The sequence below is a fragment of the Acinetobacter sp. YH12112 genome (assembly GCF_013418945.1).
GTDB classification, from domain to species: domain Bacteria; phylum Pseudomonadota; class Gammaproteobacteria; order Pseudomonadales; family Moraxellaceae; genus Acinetobacter; species Acinetobacter indicus.
Genome location: NZ_VPBA01000001.1, coordinates 17,104 through 39,415 on the forward strand (window position 1 = coordinate 17,104; position 22,312 = coordinate 39,415).

Below are 22,312 nucleotides of genomic sequence, written 5' to 3' on the forward strand. Positions count from 1 at the left end.
ATGGAAGCTCCAAACAATATCATTTTACCCGCACTGATCCTCGTTCCGTTCATTGCAGGTTTTATTTGTTGGATCGTCGACAAGCTCGACGACAAACTGCCGCGCTATATTGCGCTGGTGGGTATGCTGGTAACGCTGGGTCTGACCCTGGCGTTATGGCAATCAGGTACGTATCAATATGAATTGGGTGCACAGGTTCCAAGCTGGGCTGCCCAATTCCAGTTGCCTTGGATTCAAACCCTGGGCATTAACATTCACCTGGCGGTAGATGGCTTATCATTACTCATGGTTGGCCTGACGGCGCTGCTGGGTATTTTGGCCGTCGGCTGTTCTTGGGGTGAAATCCAGAAGAACGTAGGCTTCTTCCACCTGAACCTGTTATGGTCTTTAGGTGGCGTGATTGGTGTATTCCTGGCGATTGACCTGTTCCTGTTCTTCTTCTTCTGGGAGATGATGCTGGTTCCAATCTACTTCCTGATTGCGCTTTGGGGGCATAAAGGGGCAGATGGTAAATCGCGTGTTTACGCAGCAACCAAGTTCTTCATCTATACACAGGTTGCAGGTCTGATCATGCTGATCGGCATCCTGGGTCTGGTGATTTACGGTTACATGCTGTCAGGTACCATCTCGTTCAACTACCACTATCTGTTAGCGGTGGCGAATACACTTGATGCACAGTTACCAGCAGTGGCTTATGCCTTCATGATCTGTATGTTCATCGGCTTTGCGGTAAAACTTCCAGTTTTCCCGTTACACGGCTGGTTACCAGATGCCCACGCACAGGCACCAACAGCAGGTTCTGTTGACCTTGCAGGTATCTTGATTAAGACTGCAGCGTACGGTTTACTCCGTTTTGTGATTCCATTCTTCCCGGCGGCTTCTGCACAGTTTGCAGACATCGCGATTATTTTCGGTTTAATTGGTATTTTCTACGGCGCTTGGTGTGCCTTCCAGCAAACCGATATGAAACGCCTGTTGGCTTATACCTCTATTTCGCACATGGGCTTTGTGTTACTGGCGATTTACGCAGGTAATATCCTGACTTACCAAGGCTTAATGATCATGATGCTGGCACATGGCTTGTCATCTGCTGCATTGTTCATTATGTGTGGTCAGGTTTATGAACGTGTGCATACCCGTGACATGCGTCTGATGGGTGGTATTCGTGGTCAATTCCCGTATCTGGCCTTCTTCCTGATGTTCTTCGTGGCAGCATTGGTCGGTATCCCGGGTCTGGGTAACTTTATTGGTGAATTCCTGATTCTGATGGGTTCATTCAACCAGTTCCCTGTATTTACAATCATTGCTGCAGTGAGTCTGGTGTTTGCAGGTCTTTATGGTCTGATCCTGATTCACAAAGCATTATTTGGTACACCAAACGAAGAGCAAAAACAGCATTACAGCAATCCGTTAAAAGATCTGGATGCGCGTGAAATTGTGATTCTGTTAATTTGTGCCGTTGGTCTGTTATGGCTTGGTCTGTATCCACAAAGCTTCCTTGATATTTCCAATTCAAGCATGGCGTGGTTAGCAAACAGCTACATTCCAGTTCAAGAGCTAGTTGAAGTGACCGAACAGGTAAGCACTCAACTCGAAAATGTGGAGATCCAATAAGTCATGAACTTCACAATGTCATTTTCCGAGCTTATGCCATTAGCTCCTGTGATGATCGTGGCTTTAACTGCGATCGTCGTGATGATTCTCACCGCAATCAAGCGTAACCATAACCTGATTGCGACAGCATCTGTAGTGGGCTTAAACCTTGCTGCAGCGTATATTCTGCTCTCATTATTCGGTGGTGCTTTTGCACCAGCGAATGTCATGGGCATGTTTATGATTGATCAGTTCACACTGGTTTATCAGTTACTGATCCTGGTTGCTGCACTGGCTTGCTGTACCTTGTCACATGCTTATATTGAAAGCTATAAAGACAATCGTGAAGAGCTGTACATCCTGATGTTGTCCTCAGTTGCAGGCGCAATGCTCATGGTGGCAAGCTCGCACTATGCTTCATTCTTCATCAGCCTGGAATTGATGTCGATTCCGGTGTATGGCTTGTTAGCCTATACGCATCAGCGTTCGAAGTCTTTAGAAGCAGGGGTGAAATACCTGGTACTTTCAGCAACCGCATCTGCGATGTTGCTGATGGGTATGGCGTATATTTATGCCTACACTGGTTCACTGTCATTCTATGACTCTGTACAGGCGCTTATGCAGAACCTGCACCAGCCACTGGTCATTTTAGGTATTGCCTTAATTATCTTTGCGGTTGCATTCAAACTGTCTTTGGCACCATTCCACAAATGGACACCAGATGTGTATGCGGGTGCTCCAGCACCAATCGCGACCTTCCTGGCAACGGCTGCCAAAGTGGCGACCATTGGTTTGTTCGTACGTTACTTGCTGACTTCAGGTGCCATCCTGCAAGAATCAGTTATTACACTGCTGACCATTATTGCCGTACTGTCGATTGTGGTCGGTAACTTCCTGGCGGTACGCCAAGTGAACTTGAAGCGTGTCCTGGCATACTCTTCAATCGCACACTTCGGTTATCTGCTGATTGGTCTGATCAGTCTGACTTATGCCAGCTTGGGTAATGTGACTGTTTATGTGATTACCTATGTATTAACCACGATTGGTGCTTTCGGTGCCGTAGCGTTAATGTCGAGTCCATATAACAACACTTCAGAAGCAGAAAGTCTGGCTGAATACCGTGGTCTGTTCTGGCGTCGTCCAGTGCTGACTGCTGTATTAACCGTGATGATGCTGTCTCTGGCCGGTATTCCACTGACTGCAGGCTTTATTGGTAAGTTCCTGATTGTCATGGCTGCGGTAACAACCCAGCACTGGTTCCTGGCAGCGATGATTATTGTCGGTTCGGGTATTGGTCTGTATTACTATTTACGTGTGATGGTGGTGATGTATATGACTCCGCCAGAAACACCAAAAATGGATGCAGTCGATCACTGGGGTCAACGTGTTGGCGGGATCATGGTTCTGCTGGCTGCACTGGCGGTATTGGTGATTGGTGTTTATCCGGATCCAATTATCCAGATGGCGCTTGAAGCCGAGATTTTATCTCCAATTCACTTCATGCTGTCTCAGCAATAATCTTGAAAAAGAGAATTGTCTAGCAAAAAGCCCTCAATATTTGAGGGCTTTTTTGTTTTTATCAGGGTCAAAAAATGATTATAATAGACGGAATTTTATCTTAACCTTTTAGGTGTTCTCCCGTGGCTATCCATGAAATTCGTCATCCGCTCATTCGTCATAAACTCGGTTTACTGCGTCGTGCAGATATCAGCACTAAAAACTTCCGCGAGCTGGCGCAAGAAGTGACCATGCTGTTGACCTATGAGGCGACCAAAGATTTGCCAATGGTCGAGCATGAAATTGACGGCTGGAATGGTGCGGTCACGGTAGACCGTATTGCCGGTAAAAAAATTACGGTGGTACCAATTTTACGTGCCGGTATTGGCATGCTGGATGGTTTCCTGAACCTGATTCCAAGCGCCAAAGTGTCTGTACTGGGCTTAGAGCGTGATGAAGAAACGCTGGAAGCACGTACCTACTACAAAAAACTGGTACCGGATGTACAAAACCGTATTGCCATGATCATTGACCCAATGTTGGCCACCGGTTCATCTTTAGTGGCGGCGATTGATGTGTTAAAAGCCAGCGGCTGTAAAGATATTCGCGTGATGGTGCTGGTGGCTGCGCCAGAAGGCATTCATCGTGTAGAAGCAGCGCATCCGGATGTGGTAATTTTCACTGCCTCTGTGGATCAGGGCCTGAATGAAAATGGCTATATCGTACCGGGCCTGGGTGATGCCGGTGACAAAATTTTCGGTTCCGTGCAAAAAGACTGATTTTGCCAGTGAACAGAGAAGGGGCTTTTATAGCCTCTTTTTTATATACTAAGCTTGAAGCGCAAAAGGGGGACAGGTCGATGAGCAACGAACAATATCAGGGTAAAGTTAAGCAATACAACGCAGACAAGGGTTACGGCTTTATTGCCTGTCCGGAAGGCGAAGTGTTTTTTCATATTTCCGATTTCCCGGCCGATGGGATAGAACCGAAGCGAAATGACCGGGTGAAATTTAATGTGGTCAAAAACGGCAACAAGTTTAAAGCAGTGAAAATTGAGCGGGTTGAAGACCAGTCGGCCAAAGCCAAAAAATCCAAAGTGGCCGCCCATAACCAGTCGATTACTTCTTCCCTGCTGTCCAATTTCCGACGTTAGTACTGAGGTAGAATTTATATATTCTGCTTAAGTCGAGTATAAGAATAGAAAAGAGGCTTTTTAGCTTCTTTTTTATTACAATTATTAAAAATATCAAAGATAAGAGCGCATTATGTTTCAAGAGGGGAAAATCAAAAGCTATCATGAAGATCGTGGTTTTGGTTTTATTCAGATAGAGAAAGAGTCAAAAGATTTATTTTTCCACATCAAAGATTTTCCCAATAAGAATGTTCCACCTAAAATCGGTGAAAATCTAAAATTTATAATTGTTGAAGATGCAGGAAAATTTAAAGCCGCGAATATTGTGCGCTTAGACCTAAAAGTATCAGAGCCTGCTGAACAGAACAATCTACGATACAGAAATATCGAGGGTAAAGTTTCGTCAAGAGATAAAAAGAAGTCTTCATGGCTTAACTCAAAGATCATTACTGTATTAGGCTTAATCATTATTTTAGGATTAAGTATTTTGGTATATAAGAAATATCAAGAATATCAAGCTCAGAAACAGCAAAAACTTGAAGAACTGATGATTGCTCAGCAACAGATCGTAGCTGAGCAAAGAGCGGTACATGGCGAATTACCGGAACTTGGACTTAGTGAAAAAGGGAAAAAGAATTTAGAAAATGTCCAAGAGAATGTAGAGCAAGCGCTGCCTGTAAGTAGCAGCTCATCTGAACAATTTAAATGTGATGGCCGCGAGCATTGTAGTCAGATGAAGTCTTATGAGGAGGCTTTATTCTTTATTCGTAATTGCCCAAATACCAAAATGGATGGTGATGGCGACGGGATTCCATGTGAAAGCCAATTTCGATAAGGTATGAAAAAAGCGCCTGCAGGCGCTTTTTTATGGATTAAATACAGTCTTATTTGCTGTCACAGAACTTCATAAAGGCTTTCAGACCTGGACCCTGGTATTTCTGACGATGCACCAGCATAAATAAAGGCCGCGCCAGTTGCCAGAATGGAGTGTCTAAAATCACCAGCTGGCCTTTTTCACGTAAAGGCTCAATCGCCAGTTTTGAAATACAGGACATGCCTAAGCCGCCGGCCACAATTTTCAGAATGGCTTCATTATGACCCAGGGTTAAACGGATTTTGGCATCTGGCACATCTTTTAAAATGGCGTTATCAAATACTTCACGCGTGCCTGAACCTTCTTCTCGTAAAATCCATTCCACCTGTTTAAAGTCTTCTGCGGTTAAGGCACGGTCTAGCTGCGCCAGCGGATGATTCGGTGAACAGCAGACCGCCAGTTCATCATCACGCCAGTGGATACATTGCAGCTGCGGTAAATGACAGGAACCTTCAATCAGGGCTAAATCGAGCTGGAACTGGTTGACTGCTTCAATCATTTGACGAGTATTACCGACTTGCAGCTGTAAATGCGCCTGTGGCTGAATTTGTAGGAAGTTGGCCATTAAATCTGGCATCAGATAATCGGAAATGGTCAGGGTCGCGCCCAGACGCAAATCAATGCTTTGCAGCTCACCTTTGGCGGCCTGTTCAAAGGCCTCACAGCGACCCAGAATTTCAAGCGCCTGCGGGAGTAAAAAACGGCCCAGATCATTCAATTGCAGGCGTTTACCTAAACGGTCAAACAATGGTGCGCCTAAACCATCTTCCAGATCTGCTAAAGCCATACTCGCCGCACTTTGCGTCAGTTTGACGGCATCACTGGCCTTGGTTACTGTGCCTTCTTGAGCGACTGCTACAAAAACAGCCAATTGGCGTAAAGTCATGCGCATGAATATAGCCTTAACATTTAAAAAATATTAATAAATTATGCTGCCATGCTACCATGAGCGCAGTCTTTCATGCCACGTACAAATTATGTCAATTGAAAAATTTAGCCTAGAAACGGTGTTATCTGTACATCGCTGGACCGATACCTTGTTCAGCTTTACCATGACGCGTCCAGCCCACTTTAAATTTACTGCCGGGCAATTTGCGCGTATTGGCCTTAAAGTCGGCGATGAACTGGTGGTGCGGGCCTATTCAGTGGTGTCCTCACCTTTTGATGAAACCCTGGAATTCTTTTCAATTGTCGTACCTGATGGGGCCTTTACTTCCAATCTGCAACATCTGCAGGTTGGCGATGAGCTGTATCTGGAAAAAGTACCGTATGGCTTTTTAACCTTGGCGCGCTATCAGTTGCCTTTGCCACAAGACTTATGGCTTTTGGGTACCGGCACCGGACTGGCGCCGTTCCTGTCGATGCTGCAAGATTTTGACACCTGGAATAAATACCAGCATATCCATCTGGTCTATAGTGTCCGTACTGCCGCTGAACTGGCCTATGTCGAGCGGATTGAAGAAATTGCAGCGACTTTTGGCGAAGGGCATACAGGTTTTAAATTTGTGCCGATTATTACCCGTGATCCGAACGCACCTTTGCATGACCGTCTGCCGGTGTTAATCGCCAATGGCGAGCTGGAAAAAGCCGTGGGCCTGTCTTTTAATCCGGACAGCAGTCATGTGATGCTATGTGGTAACCCACAAATGGTGGAAGATACCAAAGAAGCCCTAAAAGCGCGTGGCCTGAGCATGAATCGCCGTGGAGAAGGCAATATTGCAGTAGAAAACTACTGGTAAGCTTGAATTCTACAGGCTTACTTTGATGATTTGCTATTTTCAGCCCGGTTTATTTTCTCTAGTTCTGTGAGGATGTGATGCAAGTGTTCCAATCCATGCTTATGGCCAGCGTCGCGCTAGTGGCGGCAACTACGCTACAGGCAAATATCACAGGCACGGAAACAGAAGTGACGGTACAAGAAGATGTGCTGATCTATACTGGCCCGCTCAGCCAAGATGCCAATACCCGTGCAGCTGCCTTGTTGAAGCAGTTCCCGCAAGTACAGACCCTGAAAATCACCAGTCAAGGTGGTGAAATTGGTCTGGGAATGGATTTGGGTGATCTGGTCTATGCGCATTAGCTGAATGTAGAAGTCGGGCAATACTGTTTTTCTTCTTGCGCCAATTATGTGTTTCCGGCCGGAAAGGTCAAATATCTGAACTGGCGCAGTCAGCTGGGCTGGCATGGCGGCGCCATGCAACCAATGCAGTTTGATGATGCAGACATGGAGCAGGCCTATCAGCAGTATATTGGCCCGATGCGCGCCAGAGAAACCGCGTTTTTCCAGAAAATTCAGGTCCAGCAGGCATCGACTACAGCAGGGCAAGCGCCTGAATATGCGCGCTATCAAGATTGTATTGGCTGGCGCTATACACGCCAGAAAATGCAAAGTTTGGGAATTGATCAGGTGCGCTATAAACAGCTGATCTGGCTACCCAAATCCAGTTTTAAGCAGCAGTGTATTTTTACCATTCGCTAGCGGATTAAATGAAACGTATATTCTATTAAAAAACCTCATCTGTATGATTCAGATGAGGTTTTTTGATGAAGTGTCAGCACCACTTGAATATGCTTAATGCACAAACATATCCATAAAATGACGGATTTCCTGAATCGCTGTTTCTGTATCAGTAGTCAGCCAGGTCGGTTCAAAAAAGCCGGCATAGTGTTCGACACGGTCTGCAGGGACCACCAGACGCACTGGACATTCTTCTTCCAGTAAGCGCCATGGAATAATCGGCACTTCATTATCGAGCCAGGCCGCGACATTACGCACATCAATCACCATGGCATTAATGCAGTCTGGAAACGGCATCACTGAAAACTCTTCAGTACGACGGCGGAAATATTCCAGATCGCCCCATTTTAGAAGAAAGCTCGGTTTACTGAACTCAATAATCCCGATTAAATGCTGATCACGCGTGTAGTGCAAAGCACATTGATGTGTGACGTCAGTGTCAAGATCAAGCGTTACACTTTGTTGACGATACGCCATAAAATTCTGGAGCATGAAAAAAAGAGTGACATATTATAGCGCATTTGTATGCGTTAAGGCAGCGCTTGTGGTGGGCGAGCTGAAGCAAATTGTTACCTGGCATTTTGCTGTATCAAGCAATGAGGGGCTGATCAGCACTGGAGAATGCTCAGGCTGCTGAATTTTTTCTCTCATCTAGGCGATTCTATATTCCTTTTCATGTGCTTATTCTTCTAATTTTGCATCAGTTATTCATCTGCTTATTGCGACTAAAAAGTATACAAGTCCTGTCAGCTGCTAAATCCAGTTTACGTCAAAATTTTGAATAAAATGAAAGCAGTAAAAAACTTCATTTTTTGTAATTACATTTTTCACCATCTCACAATGCTTTGTCACACAACACAACAATGCTTCTTGTTAGTATAAAAATTCGACAAGCGAATAGAAAAGAAGTGAGGGAAACATGAGCCATGATTTTAACAAGCCACCTCATGTCACAAGCGCAGAAGAAGTACAAAAGAAAAAACGTATGCCAGTTTTTATCTTGATTGCTGTGGGTGTTTTTCTGCTGGCACTGGTGGTGTATATGTTTGCGGATCGTGATCCTAAACCGAGTGAGGCACCACCTGGGCATCCGAATGCCAATGTAGAACAGGCTACACCCAATAACAGTACGCCTGCAATGGCTGAAGAAGGTGTGGCGACCACAGGTGTGGATGGCGACATTGGCACCGCTGTAGATGGTGATTCAGCCACTGCCACTGATGGCGATACCGCTACGGCCACCGCTCAATAAGTCTGAAGATTGCATAAACCCTGACCGTCAGTTCAGGGTTTTTTGCGATAGCCGTGCATTCTTACACGCTTGGTACTTCATAAAAACACGGTACTTAAAAATACAAAGTACTTAAACCTTTCATTTTTACCATGATCAAGATGCGCATCTTTTGCCATGAACAACGAATGTAGAAAGTCATAACAAGAGGGCAAGACATATGAATGATTATTTTGATGGAAACCCGAGAGGTGCAGGCTTCGATGCCATGTACTACTGGGAACAGTTTCATCCCATTTTATCGGCGATTGCCATACTTATTATTGGTTGGATTATTGCATTAATTGTCGGTGCAGCCATTAAAAAAGGCTTAGAAAAGCTGGGCACCAACCAGAAGCTGTCGCATGCCACCGGGCACCGTCCCAATGTAGAAAGTATCCTGTCCAGAGTTGCCTTCTGGATTATCATGATTATCGCGATTATCGCGGCGCTGAATGTGCTGAACCTGACAAGTGTCAGTGGGCCGTTTAGCAATATGATTCAAAGCTTCCTGGTCTTTATTCCCCAGTTGCTGGCAGCCATTGCGGTCGGTTTTATTGCCTGGATTGTCGCAACGCTGGTCAAAATGGGCCTGCAGCGCGTACTGAACCGTACCCAGCTAGATGAAAAGCTCAGTGCCGATGTCGGGGTTAGCCCGATTAGCCGCAATATCAGTGATATTGTGTACTGGTTAATCCTGCTACTGTTCTTGCCAATTGTGCTGTCGATTCTGGGTTTAAACGGCCTGTTATATCCAGTACAAAACATGGTCACTGAAGCCATTTCTTATCTGCCGAATATCTTTATTGCCGGCGTGATTATTTTTGTCGGTTATATTCTGGCCAAAATTGTCCGTGGTATTGTCGAAGGTTTAATTGGCAGTCTGAATCTGCAACAGCAGGCGCAAAAAATTGGTCTGTTCAAGAACTCTAACTTGCCGAAGCTGGTCGGTTCTTTTGTTTTCGCCATTATTATCATTACTGCATTAATCATTGCATTTGAAGCCTTGGGTATTGAGGCGATTTCTCAGCCGGCAACCGCCATGCTGCATGAAATCATGTATGCAATTCCGCATATTATTGCCGCTGGTTTAATTCTGATCATCGCCTATGTGGTGTCGCGTTTCGTGGCTAATCTGGTGGTTGAAATTATTTCAGGCACGGGTGTTGATGAAATTCCGGCCAAACTGGGCGTACAGCGTTTCCTCGGTACCACCAAAGTATCGACCATGGTCGGCTGCCTGATCGTGTTCTTTACCATGCTGTTTGCTGTGTCTGAAGCGGCTAACCGTCTTGGTTTCGAGCAGGTAAGTGGTCTGATTTCCATGTTCATTTACTTCGGTGCCAATATCCTGCTGGGCGCGGTCATTCTGGTGGTCGGTTTCTGGCTGGCGAATGCGGTGGCCAAAGTGGTCGAGCGTGGTGAATACAACAGTTCACGCTGGTTAGCGACGCTGGTACGCGTACTGATTATGGGTCTGGTCGTGGCAATGGGCTTACGTGCCATGGGCATTGCCGATTCTATTGTGAACCTGGCCTTCGGTTTAACCTTGGGTGCAGTTGCGGTGGCCTTTGCTCTGGCCTTTGGTCTGGGTGGCCGTCAACCGGCAGAACGTGTTTTAACCGATCTGATTGATAAAGCCAAACGCGAAGCCAAGCAGCCGAATCCGTTGAAACAGGAGCTGGATAGTGCGGCCAATAGTGGCTTTACGACCCCAGGAGTAAATCCAATGAACAAAAAGGACTCGCCACAAGAGACAAATACTCCCATGACTACGGATTTGTCGAATACCACACCGGCAACACTGACCACTGCACCGCAGGAAGATGAAGCATCGGGTGCAGATCAGGTTACGCCTGATACGCTAAAGGTAGACCCGGCGCATCCGGCCAGCAATAATCCGTTTGGTTCAACTGGTGAAAAAGAACCGGATGTCGATGCACATCAACCACAAAAAGATGACCCGAAATAACCTGTCATCTATCTACAAGGTCGATCAAACTGAGTGTTGATCGACCTCGTTTTTTGTTGAAAACTGGAGAAGCAGAATGATGAAAAAGAAAGCGCCTTCCAATCTTTTTGCACCCGTAGTGATTGCAGGGATTACCATTGGCTTTTTGGCCAGCGCCTATAAATTTATTTTTGCCAAAACTCAAAACCAAAATCAAAACCAACCCGGCCAGAGCGCTGATGATTCGGGCGATACCGGGCAAGCTGCGACCAAAGTCGATGATGTTGTATAAATGAACAATTTTTTGCTATAGTGAAGCTTCATAAAAAAGGAATAAATATTTCATATATTTTAGATGCTTAGATTTAATCTGTATGAAATATTCAGGGAATAAAATCGACGAAAGTCTATTTGGGGAAGACCTTATGTTAAAAATTAGCTTAAAACAATCAGAACAGCCGGCAGTATTACCAAAGCATATTCAGTGCGCCGTGATGAAAATGCAGCAGACCATTTTACGTGTACAACGCCAGAATCATCTGTGCTTATTGCGCACAGATTATCTGGAATAATTCATCTACTAGTTTTATAAACCATCAGACATATTGGGCGGCGGCATGCGCTGACGCCCAGGCCCACTGGAAATTATAACCACCTAAATGGCCCGTCACATCCAGCACCTCACCGACAAAATACAAGCCTTTCTGCTTTTTACTTTCCATGGTTTTGGAAGAAACTTCAGTGGTATCGACGCCACCTAAAGTCACCTCTGCGGTACGGTAGCCTTCGGTACCTGACGGTTTGACTTCAAAGCTGTGCAGGCGCGCTGCAATCTGCTCCAGTTTTTCATCACTCAGCTGCCCGATGGCGCTTTCCGCCTGTTCCGGCCAGATCAGCTGTTGCAGCTCTGCCACCACACTTTTCGGTAAATGTTCGGCCAGTAAGGTACGTAACAGCACTTTCGGCTGGCTGGATTTTTTGGCTTTAAAAAACTCGGCTAAATCCACGGCCGGCAGGAAGTCGATATGAAAACTTTGGCCGACATCCCAGTAATTGGACAGCTGCAGCGAACTTGGTCCGCTTAAACCGCGGTGAGTAAACAGCAAAGCTTCGGTAAAGCTGTTTAGCGTATTGGAAAGTGTGGCCTCTACAGCATTACCACTGAGGCGGGTGGTGACTTCTTTAAAACTGTCGGAAAAGGTAAACGGCACCAAGCCGGCACGGGTCGGATAGACATGATGGCCAAACTGCTTGGCAATTTCATAACCGATTCCGGACCCTCCCAACGTCGGAATGGACAGGCCGCCACTGGCGATCACCACAGATTCTGCCTGAAAATAACCTAAAGTGGTTGCGACCTGAAAACCCAAATCATCTATGGCGGTCATGGCTTTGACTTCACAGCTGGTTTTAATCTCGACCAGACCGGTTTTGTCACACTCGGCCAGCAGCATATTCAGAATGTCTTTGGCGCCATTTAAGGTAAACAGCTGCCCATGTTTACGTTCTTCATAGTCAATGCCATATTCGCAGACCAGCCCGATAAAATCCCAATTGGTATAGCGGCTGAGCGCGGAAATCACAAAATGCGGATTATGTGAAATATAGTTGCTTGGCTCGACATAGAGGTTGGTGAAATTGCATTTACCACCGCCCGACATCAGGATTTTCTTGCCAACTTTATTGGCTTTTTCCAGCACCAATACTTTGCGTCCGCGCTGGGCAGCCATATAGGCGGTCATTAAACCAGACGCACCGGCACCCAAAACTAGAACATCGTATTGATTTGCTGTTGCCATGTTGCACCGAGAGAAAATGAAAGCGGACTATTATAGACTTTATCGTTTGATGATGCCGCATTTTCCAGATTGAAATGTGCGCAGAATATTTACTTTTCCTATAAAGCAGGAATGGTCTATCAATAAACCAAATCATCGTTAGCAAGGCCACATTTTACTGTTTCAAGGTGATTTTTTACGCGGCAAAGTCGTGTTTATTCGATCTGGTTTTATTTTTAAGTTGTTTTAAATCAATAGTTTAGTATTTATTAAAGGGGCATTGTTGTTCAGAATAAATAGCAATTTTTAGACATATTTTTTATGTCATGACTTTGTCTCTTGGGGAACACAATGAATAAAACATTATTAAGCCTGGCGGTAATTTTGAGTATTGCTCTCACTGGCTGCGGTGGCAGTGACAGCAATACGGCAGCATCTTCAAATCCATCTGCACCGGCTCCTGTGACGCCAACTTCACCTGGTTCAACACCTGATACCACGCCTGTCACTGCCAGCTTGATCAATGACGTTCGCTTTGCAGATCTGGCCACCGAATTTAGTGCCCAGACTTTTGGTCTGGACAGCTGGAATCCGAAAGCGATGGTGGTGCATCAGGATATTTTGTATGTGGCCAATGACAGCGCCGAGGCAAGCATTTTGCGTTATGACCTGAAAGCCAAGCGAGTCTTGAGTTCGATCCATGCCCAGAATATTTCCGGCATTGGTCGGCCGTGGAATCGGCTGTTTGATTTAAGTGTACATAACGACCGCTTATATGCGGCTTCTTATTCGTCTAACCGGGTCGATGTCTTTGATTTAGGCTCAGGCGAACCACAATTTCTGATGTCGTTGGGAACCGGCAGTTGGTCGGGTGATCAGCACAATACCGTGGTGGTGCATCCCATGTCGGTGGCAGCGAATGATCAATATGTATTTGCCACAGATACGCATAGCCGGATTAATGTCTGGAAGCAAAGTGAGATCAGTAGCACCAATCATTTAAAAGCCAAAAAATATGCACGTTTGTCCTTGCCGAACTGTGGTTATAACTGTAGTGCGCGTTTGGAAGCTGTCGGTAATTTGCTGTATGCCAGTTTTAATAATGGCATGAGCTATGTATATGACCTGACTCATCTTGAAGAAGGCGCAACCAACGTGGCGGCGACGCGACAGGAAAATGTGGGAACACGGGTATTTCATGCCGCGGATGACCAGCGTTTTTATGCAGCCCATACTTCAGGCCGGATCGACAGTTCAGCTTTACCAAATACGCAAAATCTACAGAATATTTTTCCAGCCGCAGTTATGTGCTGCAAGATGGTGAAAGTTGGGAAACCCTGACCAATGAAAACCTGCGCCATTTTTATATGGATAATATTTTATCGGCAAATTTACAGCATCTGGGGCAAAATTACCCCGGCCTATGCGCGTGAATGGGTGATTATGATTACCAATTTTGCCTATCTGGTGAATAGCCCTGAGTTTAAACACATCTGGTTTAACCATAAAGCGGTCATGGGGCATGACTTCTTTGGCAACAAGGGCCAAGTGGTCGGAGATGGCGGTTACTTTACCGCAGCGGAGTATCAAAAATATTATGATGAGATTATGAACCGTGGCAAAGTGATGCTCGGGGTGACCACCGTGGGCGGCGGTTTAGGTGGACGAAATGTGCTGGGAGTCGATACCTGGCTGTTCTATGCGCATTATTTTAATACCAGTATTGGCATTGTGGGCCATGAGTTCGGCCATCACTGGGGCAGCCACGACAGCGCCTGGGCCAAAGGTGGCTATGGTTTACAGGAAATTAATCAGCAATTGCATCAATATTTACAGCGTAAACAGCGCTTGCCGTATATGGACCCAGAGCTGAATAAATTCCACTTAACGCCACGGGCTGAGCTCTATAACGGGGTCGCAGAAAATATGCGCCGACCACGTCCGGATTCACATGTGAATCATCTGGAGCGCTATTTTGCCGCCAATCCATTGCCAGAGACCAATCAGCCTTAAGTTCTGATTTTTTCTTCCATCCAGTTGAAACTGTATCCGCTGGATGGAAGCCCGATTGAGGACGTGACAACAGACGAACTTTGAATTTCACAGCACATACAGATCATCAACAAAACTTTCATCAGACTTTTTTATGATCTGTTTATATGAAGATGTCGAGCTTCAACTTGACGCAGTTGCACTTTGATTTGCTTAACAATAAACAGAAATGTCGGCTAGACATCTATATCTGGTATCGGACTTTATAAAAAAGGAAAAAATCAATGAATCAAACCGCGGGGCTGGATCAGCTCAAACAATACAACCTGATCACCTATATTCTGTATATCGTCGGCTTTTTTGTCGGTGTTACGCCAATTATTGCCATTATCATGAATTATTTAAAACGCGCGGAAATGCGTGGTACCTGGCTGGAAAGTCATGTGAACTGGCAAATCAAAACCTTTTGGGTGACGCTGATTGCCTATCTGGTCGGTGCGGTTCTGACCACCATTCTGATTGGTTTTATTGTGCTGTTGCTGGCCTTTATCTGGCATATCTACCGTTTGGTGAAAGGCCTGATGGCGCTAAACAATAACCAGCCGGTATCATAAATAGACTGCACTTGAAGCTAATGCTTTAAAACGCGCGTCCCTGTAGCCCGCCAGTATGAATCAGTAAAATTTTCTGGTCTGGCCCAATTTTATCTTGATCAATCAGATCAAAGATGCCGCGCAGCATTTTGCCGGTATAAGCCTGCTCCAGCGGAATGTTATAACGCTGCTCAAACGTCTGAATAAACTGGATTAATTCGGGTGTGGTTTTGGCATAACCGCCACAGCAATAATTATCCAGAATACGCCAGTTGCGTTTGGTCGTGAGCTGCGCGACCTCCTGAGTTAAAAAATCACCTTTTAAGGCCGAAAATCCCAACAATTGCTGATGTTGCTGGCTGGCCTCAATCAATCCGGCAAGCGTACCACCCGTACCGACAGCACAGCAGATTAGATCGAATTGCGCATCTTCCGCTGTCAGAATTTCCCGGCAGCCTTGAACCGCCAGCGCATTGGTGCCACCTTCCGGAATCAGATAAAAATCGGGATATTGCTGTTGCAGGCGCTGCAAAAAATCGGGCTGATCTTTCTGGCGATAGGCATTTCGGGAGATAAATTCCAGCTGCATGCCAAATTGCTGTGCCGTGGCCAAGGTCGGGTTTAGAGGACGCTGCGCCAGTTCTTCACCGCGAATCATGCCTAGACTCTGAAAACCAAACTGGTGTGCGGCAAAAGCGGTTGCAGCAATATGATTGGAATAGGCTCCGCCAAAGGTCAGTACTTTTTCAAACCCCTGTTGCCGGGCGGCCAGCAGGTTGTATTTCAGTTTAAAAAACTTGTTGCCCGAAATCTGCGGATGAATCAGATCCAGCCGCTTGATGCTGATGCGCTGGTGGCGATATTCAATGTGCTGATAAGGCACTTGCTGGGCAATAGAATCAAACATAGACAGAACGGAACGTTTTTGACAATTCTAACTGAAAACGGGGCGCGGTCAGTAAAGACATTTAAATAATCTCTCACGATAAAAGCTGGATCAGGCTTGCATAAAAACAGTAACTGTGTAAAAAATAAACAGATAGACCTTGCAGAAAGGGAGAATAATGATGAAAAGAATCATCTTCCTGCTTATTTTAATCCAGGGCGCTTTACTGGCAGCTTGTGACCCGACCAGAGATTTAAACCAGCCGAAAACGGAAGAAACACGCAGCATGATTATTGGCGGTGTGCCGGTGCATGATCAGGATTATCTGGTGCCCAAGCAAGAAGCGAGTGTGAGGCCAGAGCAGACCGATCCATCACAGATTTATTAATATTGTATTTAATTGATGATCTTGAAAAGCGCTCAGGCCATGCTGGTATCTGGGCGCTTTTTTATGGCAAGCAAATTTCAGCAGATTGATTAAAATACGGAGTGAATTTTATAAGGTCAGTATAAAGATCTATAGTGAAAAATATCGTGAAAATCAAAACAACTGGTAAAAAATAGGAAGATATTCAAAGTACTTGCTTGTAAAATGCCGGCAGATCATTGTATTGGATAGGACTGTGGAATCCGTTTTTATTTTGGGATCAATTGCGCTGGCATTGATGTTGGGGGCCATGAGTCCGGGGCCAACATCAATTTATGTGGCGAAAAACTCGATTGCGATTTCACGTCAGCATGGTCTGTTTACCGCGCTGGGCACCGGTTTGGGCGCAGCCATCTTTGGTTTGCTTGCGGTGCTGGGCTTACAGGCCTTTTTACTGGCTGTGCCATCGGCTTATCTGGCCTTAAAAATTTGTGGCGGTTTATACCTGCTGTGGCTGGCATTTAAAATTATTAAACATGCCAAAGACCCGATTCAGGCCGATCATGCTGCCGGCACACAAATGTCCTTACACCGTGCTTTTATGACCGGTCTGATTACCCAATTGTCGAATCCTAAAATTGCCATTGTGCTGGCCAGTATTTTTACCGCGCTATTACCCAAAGAGATTCCGCTGTATTTTTATTTTGTCCTGCCTATTCTGTGTTTCTTTATTGATGCCGGCTGGTGTTCCTTGCTGGCGGTGGCACTATCGGCGGAAAAACCGCGCGCAGTCTATTTAAAGTTTAAAAAAGTGTTTGATCGTGCGGCCGGTGTGGTGATGACGCTATTGGGGCTAAAACTGATTTTTGGTATGAAATAGATGGTTTAAATTGTATTGATCGTTGATCAATATATCTCAAAAAAGCCTCCGTTTTGTCGGAGGCTTTTTTATCTTAGAACATATTTTCTTCAGAATTGGCAGAAATCCGGTGGATGGATAAATCTGCGCCATTAAATTCTTCTTCCTGACTTAGACGAATCCCCATCAGCAGTTTAAGCATGCCATAAATCAGGAAACCACCGGCCAGTGCAATCAGAATTGCCAGCGCTGTGCCGAACAGCTGGGAGATCAGGGATACGCCCCCCATACCACCAAGCCATTGCTGCCCAAAGATACCGACTGCCAGTCCACCAAAAGCACCACATACGCCATGCAAGGGCCAGACACCAAGCACATCATCAATCTTGAGTTTATTCTGGGTATAGGTGAAGAGTTTGACAAACATAATCCCGGCGATGCCGCCAATCACAAAGGCACCGAGTGGATGTACCACATCGGAGCCGGCGCAGATGGCCACCAGACCGGCAAGTGGACCATTATGTAAAAAGCCCGGGTCATCTTTGCCTGCAATTTTAGCGGCTATTGTGCCCCCGACCATCGCCATTAAAGAATTGATCGCCACCAGTCCGGAAATGGCATCCAGACGCTGGGCACTCATCACATTAAAGCCAAACCAGCCGACAATTAAAATCCAGGAACCCAAAGCCAGAAAAGGAATCGACGAAGGCGGATGCGCACTGATACGACCATCTTTTTTATAGCGACCATAACGCGCGCCCAGCAGAATCACCGCGGCCAGTGCAATCCAGCCCCCCATGGCATGCACCACCACCGAACCGGCAAAATCATGGAAACTGGCACCAAAGCTGTGTGCCAGCCAGCGTTGCAGACCAAAGTTGCCATTCCAGATCATCCCTTCAAAAAATGGATAAATCAGCGCCACCAGAAATAAGGTCGCCAAGGCCTGCGAACGCATTTTGGCACGTTCGGCAATCCCACCAGAAATAATGGCCGGAATCGCCGCTGCAAAGGTCAGCAGGAAAAAACAGCGCATCAGGTTATAGCCATGATCGGCCGCCAGAGTGGTCGAGCTATGGAAAAAATGCTGGCCATAGGCAATGTAATAGCCCACCAGAAAATAGGCCACTGCAGAAATAGCAAAGTCTGTGAGAATCTTGCTTAGGGCATTGACCTGATTTTTATGCCGAACGGTGCCGAGCTCTAAAAATGCAAATCCGGCATGCATGGCCAGCACCAGCACTGCACCAAGAAGGAGAAATAATAAGTCGATATTTGGCATTGTGCGTTCCAATTGAGTGCACGGGATCAGGAAAAGAAACTCAGTATATCGAGGCGAATAGATTGTAAAAGAGGGGCAGACTGCGGAAATTTTGATGAAGAATTTCGTGAAATGAATAAGACTCGATATAAAGCACAGTGCGGTTTTTTGCACCAAATCAAGTCTTTTTTGAACGCTGTAAAATTCAATATTATTGGCTATTTTTGAAGGATTTAAATTGATTGATACAAAGATGTGCAGCAGTTTGTATGTTTACGGTGCATTTTGAAACAGGCTGGACTGTTTAGAAAATTTTAAAAATTAAGGCGAAAATTGCTGCGAGGGCTAATGTGGTTGCGTGTAGGAACAGAAAAAGTGCGAAAAAATAGCAAGGAATACTGGATGTAAAACAAAAGAACCCCATTAGCGGGGTTCTGTTTATAAAAGTGACTTAGCTCAAGAGAACTGAATTAATCAGTAAAATGTACTGGAATCCATTGATAGCTTTTACCATCTTTTGAATAAATATGGCCGATGCCCGGGAACGGTAAATGCGCGGCCGCAATAGTCTGACCGTCTTTGGCATATTCAGCAAAATGCTTTAAGCGAGTTTCGACTGCTGCTTTCGGGTCAATATCGAATTCAATGGCGGTTTCAGGTTTATCAAACTGAATGGTATGCGAATGCACAATATCGCCAATAAACACCAGTTCCTGCTGCTCATGCTTTAATTTAAAACTGTAATGTCCCGGTGTATGCCCGAATGATGGCTTAAATTGAATATCACCAAATGCTAAAGATTTGTCTGAAAAGACTTTAATATTTTTCGCTTTTTCATAAGGTGCTAAAGCCGCTTTGATTTTTTCCACCGTACCCAAAAAGCCAGCCTGTTTATCTTTAGGCAGTTTTTTTACAGTATTGGGATTGAGCCAGAAATCATATTCAGTTTTGGCAATATGCAAGGTTGCATTGGGATAATTGGCTACACCATTATTGGAAATCCCACAGACATGGTCAGGGTGTAAATGTGTCAGAAAGACACCATTCACTTGTTCAGGCTGATGGCCTGAGGCTTTTAAATTGTTATAGATTGAACCTAAGTGATCGCCAAAACAGCTGGCTGCACCGCTATCAACCAGATAAAGCTGACTGCCGGTATTCACCAGAAAGGCATTGACGGAGGTCTGGATGCCTTTGGCTTGATCGGCATAGTATTTTTTCAGAATCTCGCTGACTTCCTGATCTGCCGCACCTTTAAATTGTGAGCGGTTGAGATAGTTGGTGCCATCGAGCAGGGCGGTAATCTGATAAGGCCCAAACTGATGCTGATAATAGCCCGCGACCTGTTTTTGTTGGGGGATGGTCGGTTCAGCGGCTTGGACTGTGGTGAAAGTTGTAGTGCTTAGGCTTAGAGCGAGAAGGATTGGTTTTAAAGTTTTCATGGGTTCTTATAAATTATTAAGGAAGAAATTGTTTTAGCACGTTTTTATAAATATATTAATGCTTATATTTAATCAATTGATTGACAATTAAAAAACTATGCGAGATGTAATTAAGTTGTTAAAAAACTATCATCAATATTTAGAACAGGTTATTTCAGAGTTAGAGAAATATTCAGATGAGGTCTTCATTGAAAGGTTCATACAAGAACAAGAGAAAAATAAAGTATCAGATCTGTATCAATCGATTAGATTAATGCGTGGCAGTATTTATCAAAGTAAAAATATAAGCAGCACAGTTTTGACATTGATTGATAGTTGGCAACAAGAACAGCAGATTTTCTTTGCTAATTCAATTGAATCAGAATTGGATAATTTAACAATTGTATTTAGGGGATTTTCGCATGTATTGCCAGAAACCAATCTGCCAACTTTTGGTGAGGGTGGATTGTATTTTTTGCTTGAAGGTTCTCAGGTCTTAATTACTAATTATAAAATTATTCATGGTTTCGCTATTGCTTGTACACCAATTTTTAATCGTTTAGATGAAAAAATAAACAAAGAAATAAATCCTAAGTTTGAGAATAAAGTACAGCAGGTCAATGAACTAATAAATGACTTGAAACTTTATAAGGGTGAAGCATCTGCTCGCAAGACTAAAGAAATCTATAAACGAAAATATAAAAGCTATAAAGATACAGTACACCTTTATGAAGCATTTATTATCTTACTGATTGTCCTTTCACTAGCTTTGATTTTTGCACAATTATATGCAAGAAATTTCTTTGAAACCTTGAGTTTAGTAAATGTTATTACTGTTAAGGTGGCAATAATTGGGGTAGTTGTGACCTTGTTCACATATTGTTTTAAGCAAATTGGTTTTTATCGAAAAATTTCAGAGCAAGCACATCAAACGTACATGGAGTTAGAAGCATTACCTGAATTTCTTACTCACTTGCCTGAAGAAAAACAACATGAAATTCGAGCAGATCTAGCAAAGCGTTATTTTGGACAAAATTTATTTGATTCAATAAAAGAAGATTCAGCTTCTATTCAAGAACAGGCAAAAGCGAATGCTGAAGTTTTAAAATCAACATCAGTTCTGTTAGAAGTGATTAAAAAGCAGAATTCTCAGTCGTAATTTATTTTATTGGAGGCGACATGGATGTCGCCGTTCACTTGTGGTACAGGGACGTATCATCAAGTGAACAAGAGATTTTTGTTACTTTTGATCTTTCAAAAGTAAGGGAATGCCTATGCAAAGCAAATATATTTTATAACGCAGATTAAAATGGGGCTGTGATTCAATAATCCTCTCCCTAACCCTCTCCTTTAAAAACGGAGAGGGAACTTAAAGGCATAAAAAAGCCCCTACAACGTAGAGGCTTTTTCTCATCTTAATCTCAAATATTAAGACACTTTATCACCCGGTTTGGCACCAGATTCAGGTGAAATCACCCAAACACCTTCGCCATTACCCGCAGCGAGTACCATACCGTTCGAGATACCAAAACGCATCTTACGTGGTGCAAGGTTTGCATTCACAGAGAGTAATCGCTATTTATAGAATGGGATATAAGAAAGACTATTATTTTGATTGATTTAATATTTTCTCAATGTCCTTAGAGAAATCGACAAGCTCGAACTCTCCAGTATCGCAATTTGCTAACTTACAAACTTCTTCTTCATACTCATCAGAACCCATTGAAGCTATCGCTTTTTGCTTCCAATACTCTGCTTTTTTTATACTTTGTAACTTTTTAGGTAATCGAAAATTATACTCATCGACAAGTGTTCTTTGTGCGATAGGTGAACCTTGTTCGCCTGCTTTTTCTAAGAATTTTAGATATTTGGTGGGATCATATTCAAAGTGTTGAGCTAGTAAATACGAGGCATAAGCATTATTTTGATCTGATAATTTTTCAATAGGGCTTATATCAATTTCAGATTTTAGTTCAGTTTCTTTGAAGAATAATACGAATTCAAGAAGAGCCATAGATGCAGATGGATCACCCTGTAAAATATATTTATTTAAGGTCGCAAGGTATTTTCTTTTTTCTACATTAATATACTGATTGATCTTTGCTTCATTATTTTCTTTTAATAATTGATCTAATTCAGGTGAATATGAAATTGAGTTCGGTGCTGATGGATCAGACATTAATGAATTTATAAGCTTTTGATATTTATCTTTCGCTATTTGAATAGTCGGACTAAATTTATATGTTATTTCATTTTCAGTGGAATGTACCATCAGTGAGATGAACAAACTAATAATCAATATGGATATTTTTCTTAACAT

At 44.2% G+C, this 22,312-nt stretch carries 25 protein-coding genes and 1 pseudogene; 18 read left to right on the plus strand and 8 right to left on the minus strand.

Annotated features, from left to right (window positions below; all coding sequences use genetic code 11):
• The 5 genes from nuoM to FTU50_RS00105 all read left to right on the plus strand — a co-directional run bounded on the left by nuoM (nucleotide 1) and on the right by FTU50_RS00105 (nucleotide 5,057).
• On the plus strand, nucleotides 1–1,614 hold the full coding sequence (nuoM, locus tag FTU50_RS00085) for an NADH-quinone oxidoreductase subunit M (RefSeq protein ID WP_104491474.1): 1,614 nt from the start codon (nucleotides 1–3) through the stop codon (nucleotides 1,612–1,614).
• A 3-nt stretch (nucleotides 1,615–1,617) separates the two neighbouring features.
• Nucleotides 1,618–3,111 (plus strand): NADH-quinone oxidoreductase subunit NuoN, encoded by a 1,494-nt coding sequence (gene nuoN / locus FTU50_RS00090; RefSeq protein WP_005179615.1) that lies wholly within the window; start codon nucleotides 1,618–1,620, stop codon nucleotides 3,109–3,111.
• A 122-nt stretch (nucleotides 3,112–3,233) separates the two neighbouring features.
• On the plus strand, nucleotides 3,234–3,869 hold the full coding sequence (gene upp / locus FTU50_RS00095; RefSeq protein WP_180046395.1) for a uracil phosphoribosyltransferase: 636 nt from the start codon (nucleotides 3,234–3,236) through the stop codon (nucleotides 3,867–3,869).
• Between the two features lie 80 nt (nucleotides 3,870–3,949).
• The gene (locus tag FTU50_RS00100) at nucleotides 3,950–4,243 is read left to right on the plus strand and encodes a cold-shock protein (RefSeq protein ID WP_005179613.1); all 294 of its coding nucleotides are present in this window, start codon (nucleotides 3,950–3,952) and stop codon (nucleotides 4,241–4,243) included.
• A gap of 112 nt (nucleotides 4,244–4,355) precedes the next feature.
• Nucleotides 4,356–5,057 carry a cold shock domain-containing protein gene (locus tag FTU50_RS00105; protein ID WP_016659365.1) on the plus strand — a complete coding sequence of 234 codons (702 nt, stop codon included), beginning with the start codon at nucleotides 4,356–4,358 and terminating at the stop codon, nucleotides 5,055–5,057.
• A 49-nt stretch (nucleotides 5,058–5,106) separates the two neighbouring features.
• On the opposite strand, the gene gigC is transcribed toward FTU50_RS00105, so the two are convergent.
• Complete coding sequence (gene gigC, locus FTU50_RS00110) at nucleotides 5,107–5,988, minus strand: LysR family transcriptional regulator GigC (protein WP_005179612.1); 882 nt, start codon at nucleotides 5,986–5,988, stop codon at nucleotides 5,107–5,109.
• Between the two features lie 85 nt (nucleotides 5,989–6,073).
• On the opposite strand from gigC, the gene FTU50_RS00115 reads away from it, so the two are divergent.
• The 3 genes from FTU50_RS00115 (at nucleotide 6,074) to FTU50_RS00125 (ending at nucleotide 7,575) form a co-directional block, all read left to right on the plus strand.
• Nucleotides 6,074–6,835, plus strand: a complete 762-nt coding sequence (locus tag FTU50_RS00115; RefSeq protein WP_034597870.1) for a ferredoxin--NADP reductase — start codon at nucleotides 6,074–6,076, stop codon at nucleotides 6,833–6,835.
• 95 nt (nucleotides 6,836–6,930) lie between these two features.
• Nucleotides 6,931–7,176, plus strand: a complete 246-nt coding sequence (locus FTU50_RS00120; protein ID WP_180046393.1) for a hypothetical protein — start codon at nucleotides 6,931–6,933, stop codon at nucleotides 7,174–7,176.
• 48 nt (nucleotides 7,177–7,224) lie between these two features.
• Nucleotides 7,225–7,575: a hypothetical protein gene (locus tag FTU50_RS00125; protein WP_180046391.1), complete on the plus strand. Its 351-nt coding sequence runs from the start codon at nucleotides 7,225–7,227 to the stop codon at nucleotides 7,573–7,575.
• A gap of 93 nt (nucleotides 7,576–7,668) precedes the next feature.
• On the opposite strand, the gene FTU50_RS00130 is transcribed toward FTU50_RS00125, so the two are convergent.
• The gene (locus tag FTU50_RS00130; RefSeq protein WP_034598216.1) at nucleotides 7,669–8,091 is read right to left on the minus strand and encodes a hypothetical protein; all 423 of its coding nucleotides are present in this window, start codon (nucleotides 8,089–8,091) and stop codon (nucleotides 7,669–7,671) included.
• A 442-nt stretch (nucleotides 8,092–8,533) separates the two neighbouring features.
• Here FTU50_RS00130 and FTU50_RS00135 point away from each other — a divergent pair, with 442 nt between their 5' ends.
• From FTU50_RS00135 to FTU50_RS00150, 4 genes are all read left to right on the plus strand, one after another.
• A complete protein-coding gene (locus tag FTU50_RS00135; protein ID WP_005179600.1) occupies nucleotides 8,534–8,866 on the plus strand; it encodes a hypothetical protein in 333 nt (110 codons plus the stop codon).
• 199 nt (nucleotides 8,867–9,065) lie between these two features.
• Nucleotides 9,066–10,856, plus strand: coding sequence for a mechanosensitive ion channel (locus tag FTU50_RS00140; RefSeq protein ID WP_168390793.1), 1,791 nt, complete (start codon nucleotides 9,066–9,068; stop codon nucleotides 10,854–10,856).
• A gap of 79 nt (nucleotides 10,857–10,935) precedes the next feature.
• Nucleotides 10,936–11,127, plus strand: a complete 192-nt coding sequence (locus tag FTU50_RS00145) for a hypothetical protein (protein ID WP_075167146.1) — start codon at nucleotides 10,936–10,938, stop codon at nucleotides 11,125–11,127.
• Nucleotides 11,128–11,260: 133 nt separating this feature from the next.
• Nucleotides 11,261–11,407: a hypothetical protein gene (locus tag FTU50_RS00150; RefSeq protein ID WP_016659361.1), complete on the plus strand. Its 147-nt coding sequence runs from the start codon at nucleotides 11,261–11,263 to the stop codon at nucleotides 11,405–11,407.
• A gap of 24 nt (nucleotides 11,408–11,431) precedes the next feature.
• Here the strand turns inward: FTU50_RS00150 and FTU50_RS00155 are convergent, their stop codons facing one another.
• Nucleotides 11,432–12,634, minus strand: coding sequence for an NAD(P)/FAD-dependent oxidoreductase (locus tag FTU50_RS00155; protein ID WP_168395417.1), 1,203 nt, complete (start codon nucleotides 12,632–12,634; stop codon nucleotides 11,432–11,434).
• 330 nt (nucleotides 12,635–12,964) lie between these two features.
• Here FTU50_RS00155 and FTU50_RS15450 point away from each other — a divergent pair, with 330 nt between their 5' ends.
• From FTU50_RS15450 to FTU50_RS00165, 3 genes are all read left to right on the plus strand, one after another.
• Nucleotides 12,965–13,954 (plus strand): YncE family protein, encoded by a 990-nt coding sequence (locus FTU50_RS15450; protein WP_257222775.1) that lies wholly within the window; start codon nucleotides 12,965–12,967, stop codon nucleotides 13,952–13,954.
• Nucleotides 13,955–13,957: 3 nt separating this feature from the next.
• Nucleotides 13,958–14,626, plus strand: a complete 669-nt coding sequence (locus FTU50_RS15455; RefSeq protein WP_257222776.1) for a hypothetical protein — start codon at nucleotides 13,958–13,960, stop codon at nucleotides 14,624–14,626.
• A 263-nt stretch (nucleotides 14,627–14,889) separates the two neighbouring features.
• Nucleotides 14,890–15,219, plus strand: a complete 330-nt coding sequence (locus FTU50_RS00165; protein WP_104499095.1) for a hypothetical protein — start codon at nucleotides 14,890–14,892, stop codon at nucleotides 15,217–15,219.
• Nucleotides 15,220–15,244: 25 nt separating this feature from the next.
• Here FTU50_RS00165 and FTU50_RS00170 read toward each other — a convergent pair whose 3' ends face one another.
• Nucleotides 15,245–16,105, minus strand: coding sequence for a 1-aminocyclopropane-1-carboxylate deaminase/D-cysteine desulfhydrase (locus tag FTU50_RS00170; RefSeq protein WP_180046389.1), 861 nt, complete (start codon nucleotides 16,103–16,105; stop codon nucleotides 15,245–15,247).
• Nucleotides 16,106–16,265: 160 nt separating this feature from the next.
• Between FTU50_RS00170 and FTU50_RS00175 the strand changes: the two genes are divergently transcribed.
• Nucleotides 16,266–16,472 (plus strand): NF038215 family lipoprotein, encoded by a 207-nt coding sequence (locus tag FTU50_RS00175; protein WP_180046387.1) that lies wholly within the window; start codon nucleotides 16,266–16,268, stop codon nucleotides 16,470–16,472.
• A gap of 235 nt (nucleotides 16,473–16,707) precedes the next feature.
• Nucleotides 16,708–17,331 (plus strand): LysE family translocator, encoded by a 624-nt coding sequence (locus FTU50_RS00180; protein WP_104488681.1) that lies wholly within the window; start codon nucleotides 16,708–16,710, stop codon nucleotides 17,329–17,331.
• A gap of 73 nt (nucleotides 17,332–17,404) precedes the next feature.
• Here FTU50_RS00180 and FTU50_RS00185 read toward each other — a convergent pair whose 3' ends face one another.
• Complete coding sequence (locus tag FTU50_RS00185; RefSeq protein ID WP_104499094.1) at nucleotides 17,405–18,592, minus strand: ammonium transporter; 1,188 nt, start codon at nucleotides 18,590–18,592, stop codon at nucleotides 17,405–17,407.
• A 449-nt stretch (nucleotides 18,593–19,041) separates the two neighbouring features.
• Nucleotides 19,042–20,013 carry an MBL fold metallo-hydrolase gene (locus FTU50_RS00190; protein WP_180046383.1) on the minus strand — a complete coding sequence of 324 codons (972 nt, stop codon included), beginning with the start codon at nucleotides 20,011–20,013 and terminating at the stop codon, nucleotides 19,042–19,044.
• Between the two features lie 115 nt (nucleotides 20,014–20,128).
• On the opposite strand from FTU50_RS00190, the gene FTU50_RS00195 reads away from it, so the two are divergent.
• Nucleotides 20,129–21,151: a hypothetical protein gene (locus FTU50_RS00195; RefSeq protein WP_180062620.1), complete on the plus strand. Its 1,023-nt coding sequence runs from the start codon at nucleotides 20,129–20,131 to the stop codon at nucleotides 21,149–21,151.
• 269 nt (nucleotides 21,152–21,420) lie between these two features.
• Here the strand turns inward: FTU50_RS00195 and FTU50_RS00200 are convergent.
• Together FTU50_RS00200 and FTU50_RS00205 are read right to left on the minus strand one after the other, a co-directional pair.
• Nucleotides 21,421–21,555: pseudogene (locus FTU50_RS00200) on the minus strand (hypothetical protein); the annotation flags it as partial.
• Nucleotides 21,556–21,598: 43 nt separating this feature from the next.
• Complete coding sequence (locus tag FTU50_RS00205; protein ID WP_045796304.1) at nucleotides 21,599–22,312, minus strand: hypothetical protein; 714 nt, start codon at nucleotides 22,310–22,312, stop codon at nucleotides 21,599–21,601.

What these genes read in the sequence shown, in the direction of transcription:
- FTU50_RS00130 (WP_034598216.1), bottom strand. Translation starts at nt 8,091, where the DNA reads ATGGCGTATCGTCAACAAAGTGTAACGCTTGATCTTGACACTGACGTC.
- FTU50_RS00170 (WP_180046389.1), bottom strand. Translation starts at nt 16,105, where the DNA reads ATGTTTGATTCTATTGCCCAGCAAGTGCCTTATCAGCACATTGAATAT.
- FTU50_RS00190 (WP_180046383.1), bottom strand. Translation starts at nt 20,013, where the DNA reads ATGAAAACTTTAAAACCAATCCTTCTCGCTCTAAGCCTAAGCACTACA.
- FTU50_RS00205 (WP_045796304.1), bottom strand. Translation starts at nt 22,312, where the DNA reads ATGTTAAGAAAAATATCCATATTGATTATTAGTTTGTTCATCTCACTG.
- FTU50_RS00100 (WP_005179613.1), top strand. Translation starts at nt 3,950, where the DNA reads ATGAGCAACGAACAATATCAGGGTAAAGTTAAGCAATACAACGCAGAC.
- FTU50_RS00175 (WP_180046387.1), top strand. Translation starts at nt 16,266, where the DNA reads ATGAAAAGAATCATCTTCCTGCTTATTTTAATCCAGGGCGCTTTACTG.
- gigC (WP_005179612.1), bottom strand. Translation starts at nt 5,988, where the DNA reads ATGCGCATGACTTTACGCCAATTGGCTGTTTTTGTAGCAGTCGCTCAA.
- FTU50_RS00165 (WP_104499095.1), top strand. Translation starts at nt 14,890, where the DNA reads ATGAATCAAACCGCGGGGCTGGATCAGCTCAAACAATACAACCTGATC.
- FTU50_RS00140 (WP_168390793.1), top strand. Translation starts at nt 9,066, where the DNA reads ATGAATGATTATTTTGATGGAAACCCGAGAGGTGCAGGCTTCGATGCC.
- FTU50_RS00185 (WP_104499094.1), bottom strand. Translation starts at nt 18,592, where the DNA reads ATGCCAAATATCGACTTATTATTTCTCCTTCTTGGTGCAGTGCTGGTG.
- FTU50_RS00150 (WP_016659361.1), top strand. Translation starts at nt 11,261, where the DNA reads ATGTTAAAAATTAGCTTAAAACAATCAGAACAGCCGGCAGTATTACCA.
- FTU50_RS15455 (WP_257222776.1), top strand. Translation starts at nt 13,958, where the DNA reads ATGAAAACCTGCGCCATTTTTATATGGATAATATTTTATCGGCAAATT.
- nuoN (WP_005179615.1), top strand. Translation starts at nt 1,618, where the DNA reads ATGAACTTCACAATGTCATTTTCCGAGCTTATGCCATTAGCTCCTGTG.
- FTU50_RS00155 (WP_168395417.1), bottom strand. Translation starts at nt 12,634, where the DNA reads ATGGCAACAGCAAATCAATACGATGTTCTAGTTTTGGGTGCCGGTGCG.
- FTU50_RS15450 (WP_257222775.1), top strand. Translation starts at nt 12,965, where the DNA reads ATGAATAAAACATTATTAAGCCTGGCGGTAATTTTGAGTATTGCTCTC.
- nuoM (WP_104491474.1), top strand. Translation starts at nt 1, where the DNA reads ATGGAAGCTCCAAACAATATCATTTTACCCGCACTGATCCTCGTTCCG.
- FTU50_RS00145 (WP_075167146.1), top strand. Translation starts at nt 10,936, where the DNA reads ATGAAAAAGAAAGCGCCTTCCAATCTTTTTGCACCCGTAGTGATTGCA.
- FTU50_RS00135 (WP_005179600.1), top strand. Translation starts at nt 8,534, where the DNA reads ATGAGCCATGATTTTAACAAGCCACCTCATGTCACAAGCGCAGAAGAA.
- FTU50_RS00115 (WP_034597870.1), top strand. Translation starts at nt 6,074, where the DNA reads ATGTCAATTGAAAAATTTAGCCTAGAAACGGTGTTATCTGTACATCGC.
- FTU50_RS00120 (WP_180046393.1), top strand. Translation starts at nt 6,931, where the DNA reads ATGCTTATGGCCAGCGTCGCGCTAGTGGCGGCAACTACGCTACAGGCA.
- FTU50_RS00105 (WP_016659365.1), top strand. Translation starts at nt 4,356, where the DNA reads ATGTTTCAAGAGGGGAAAATCAAAAGCTATCATGAAGATCGTGGTTTT.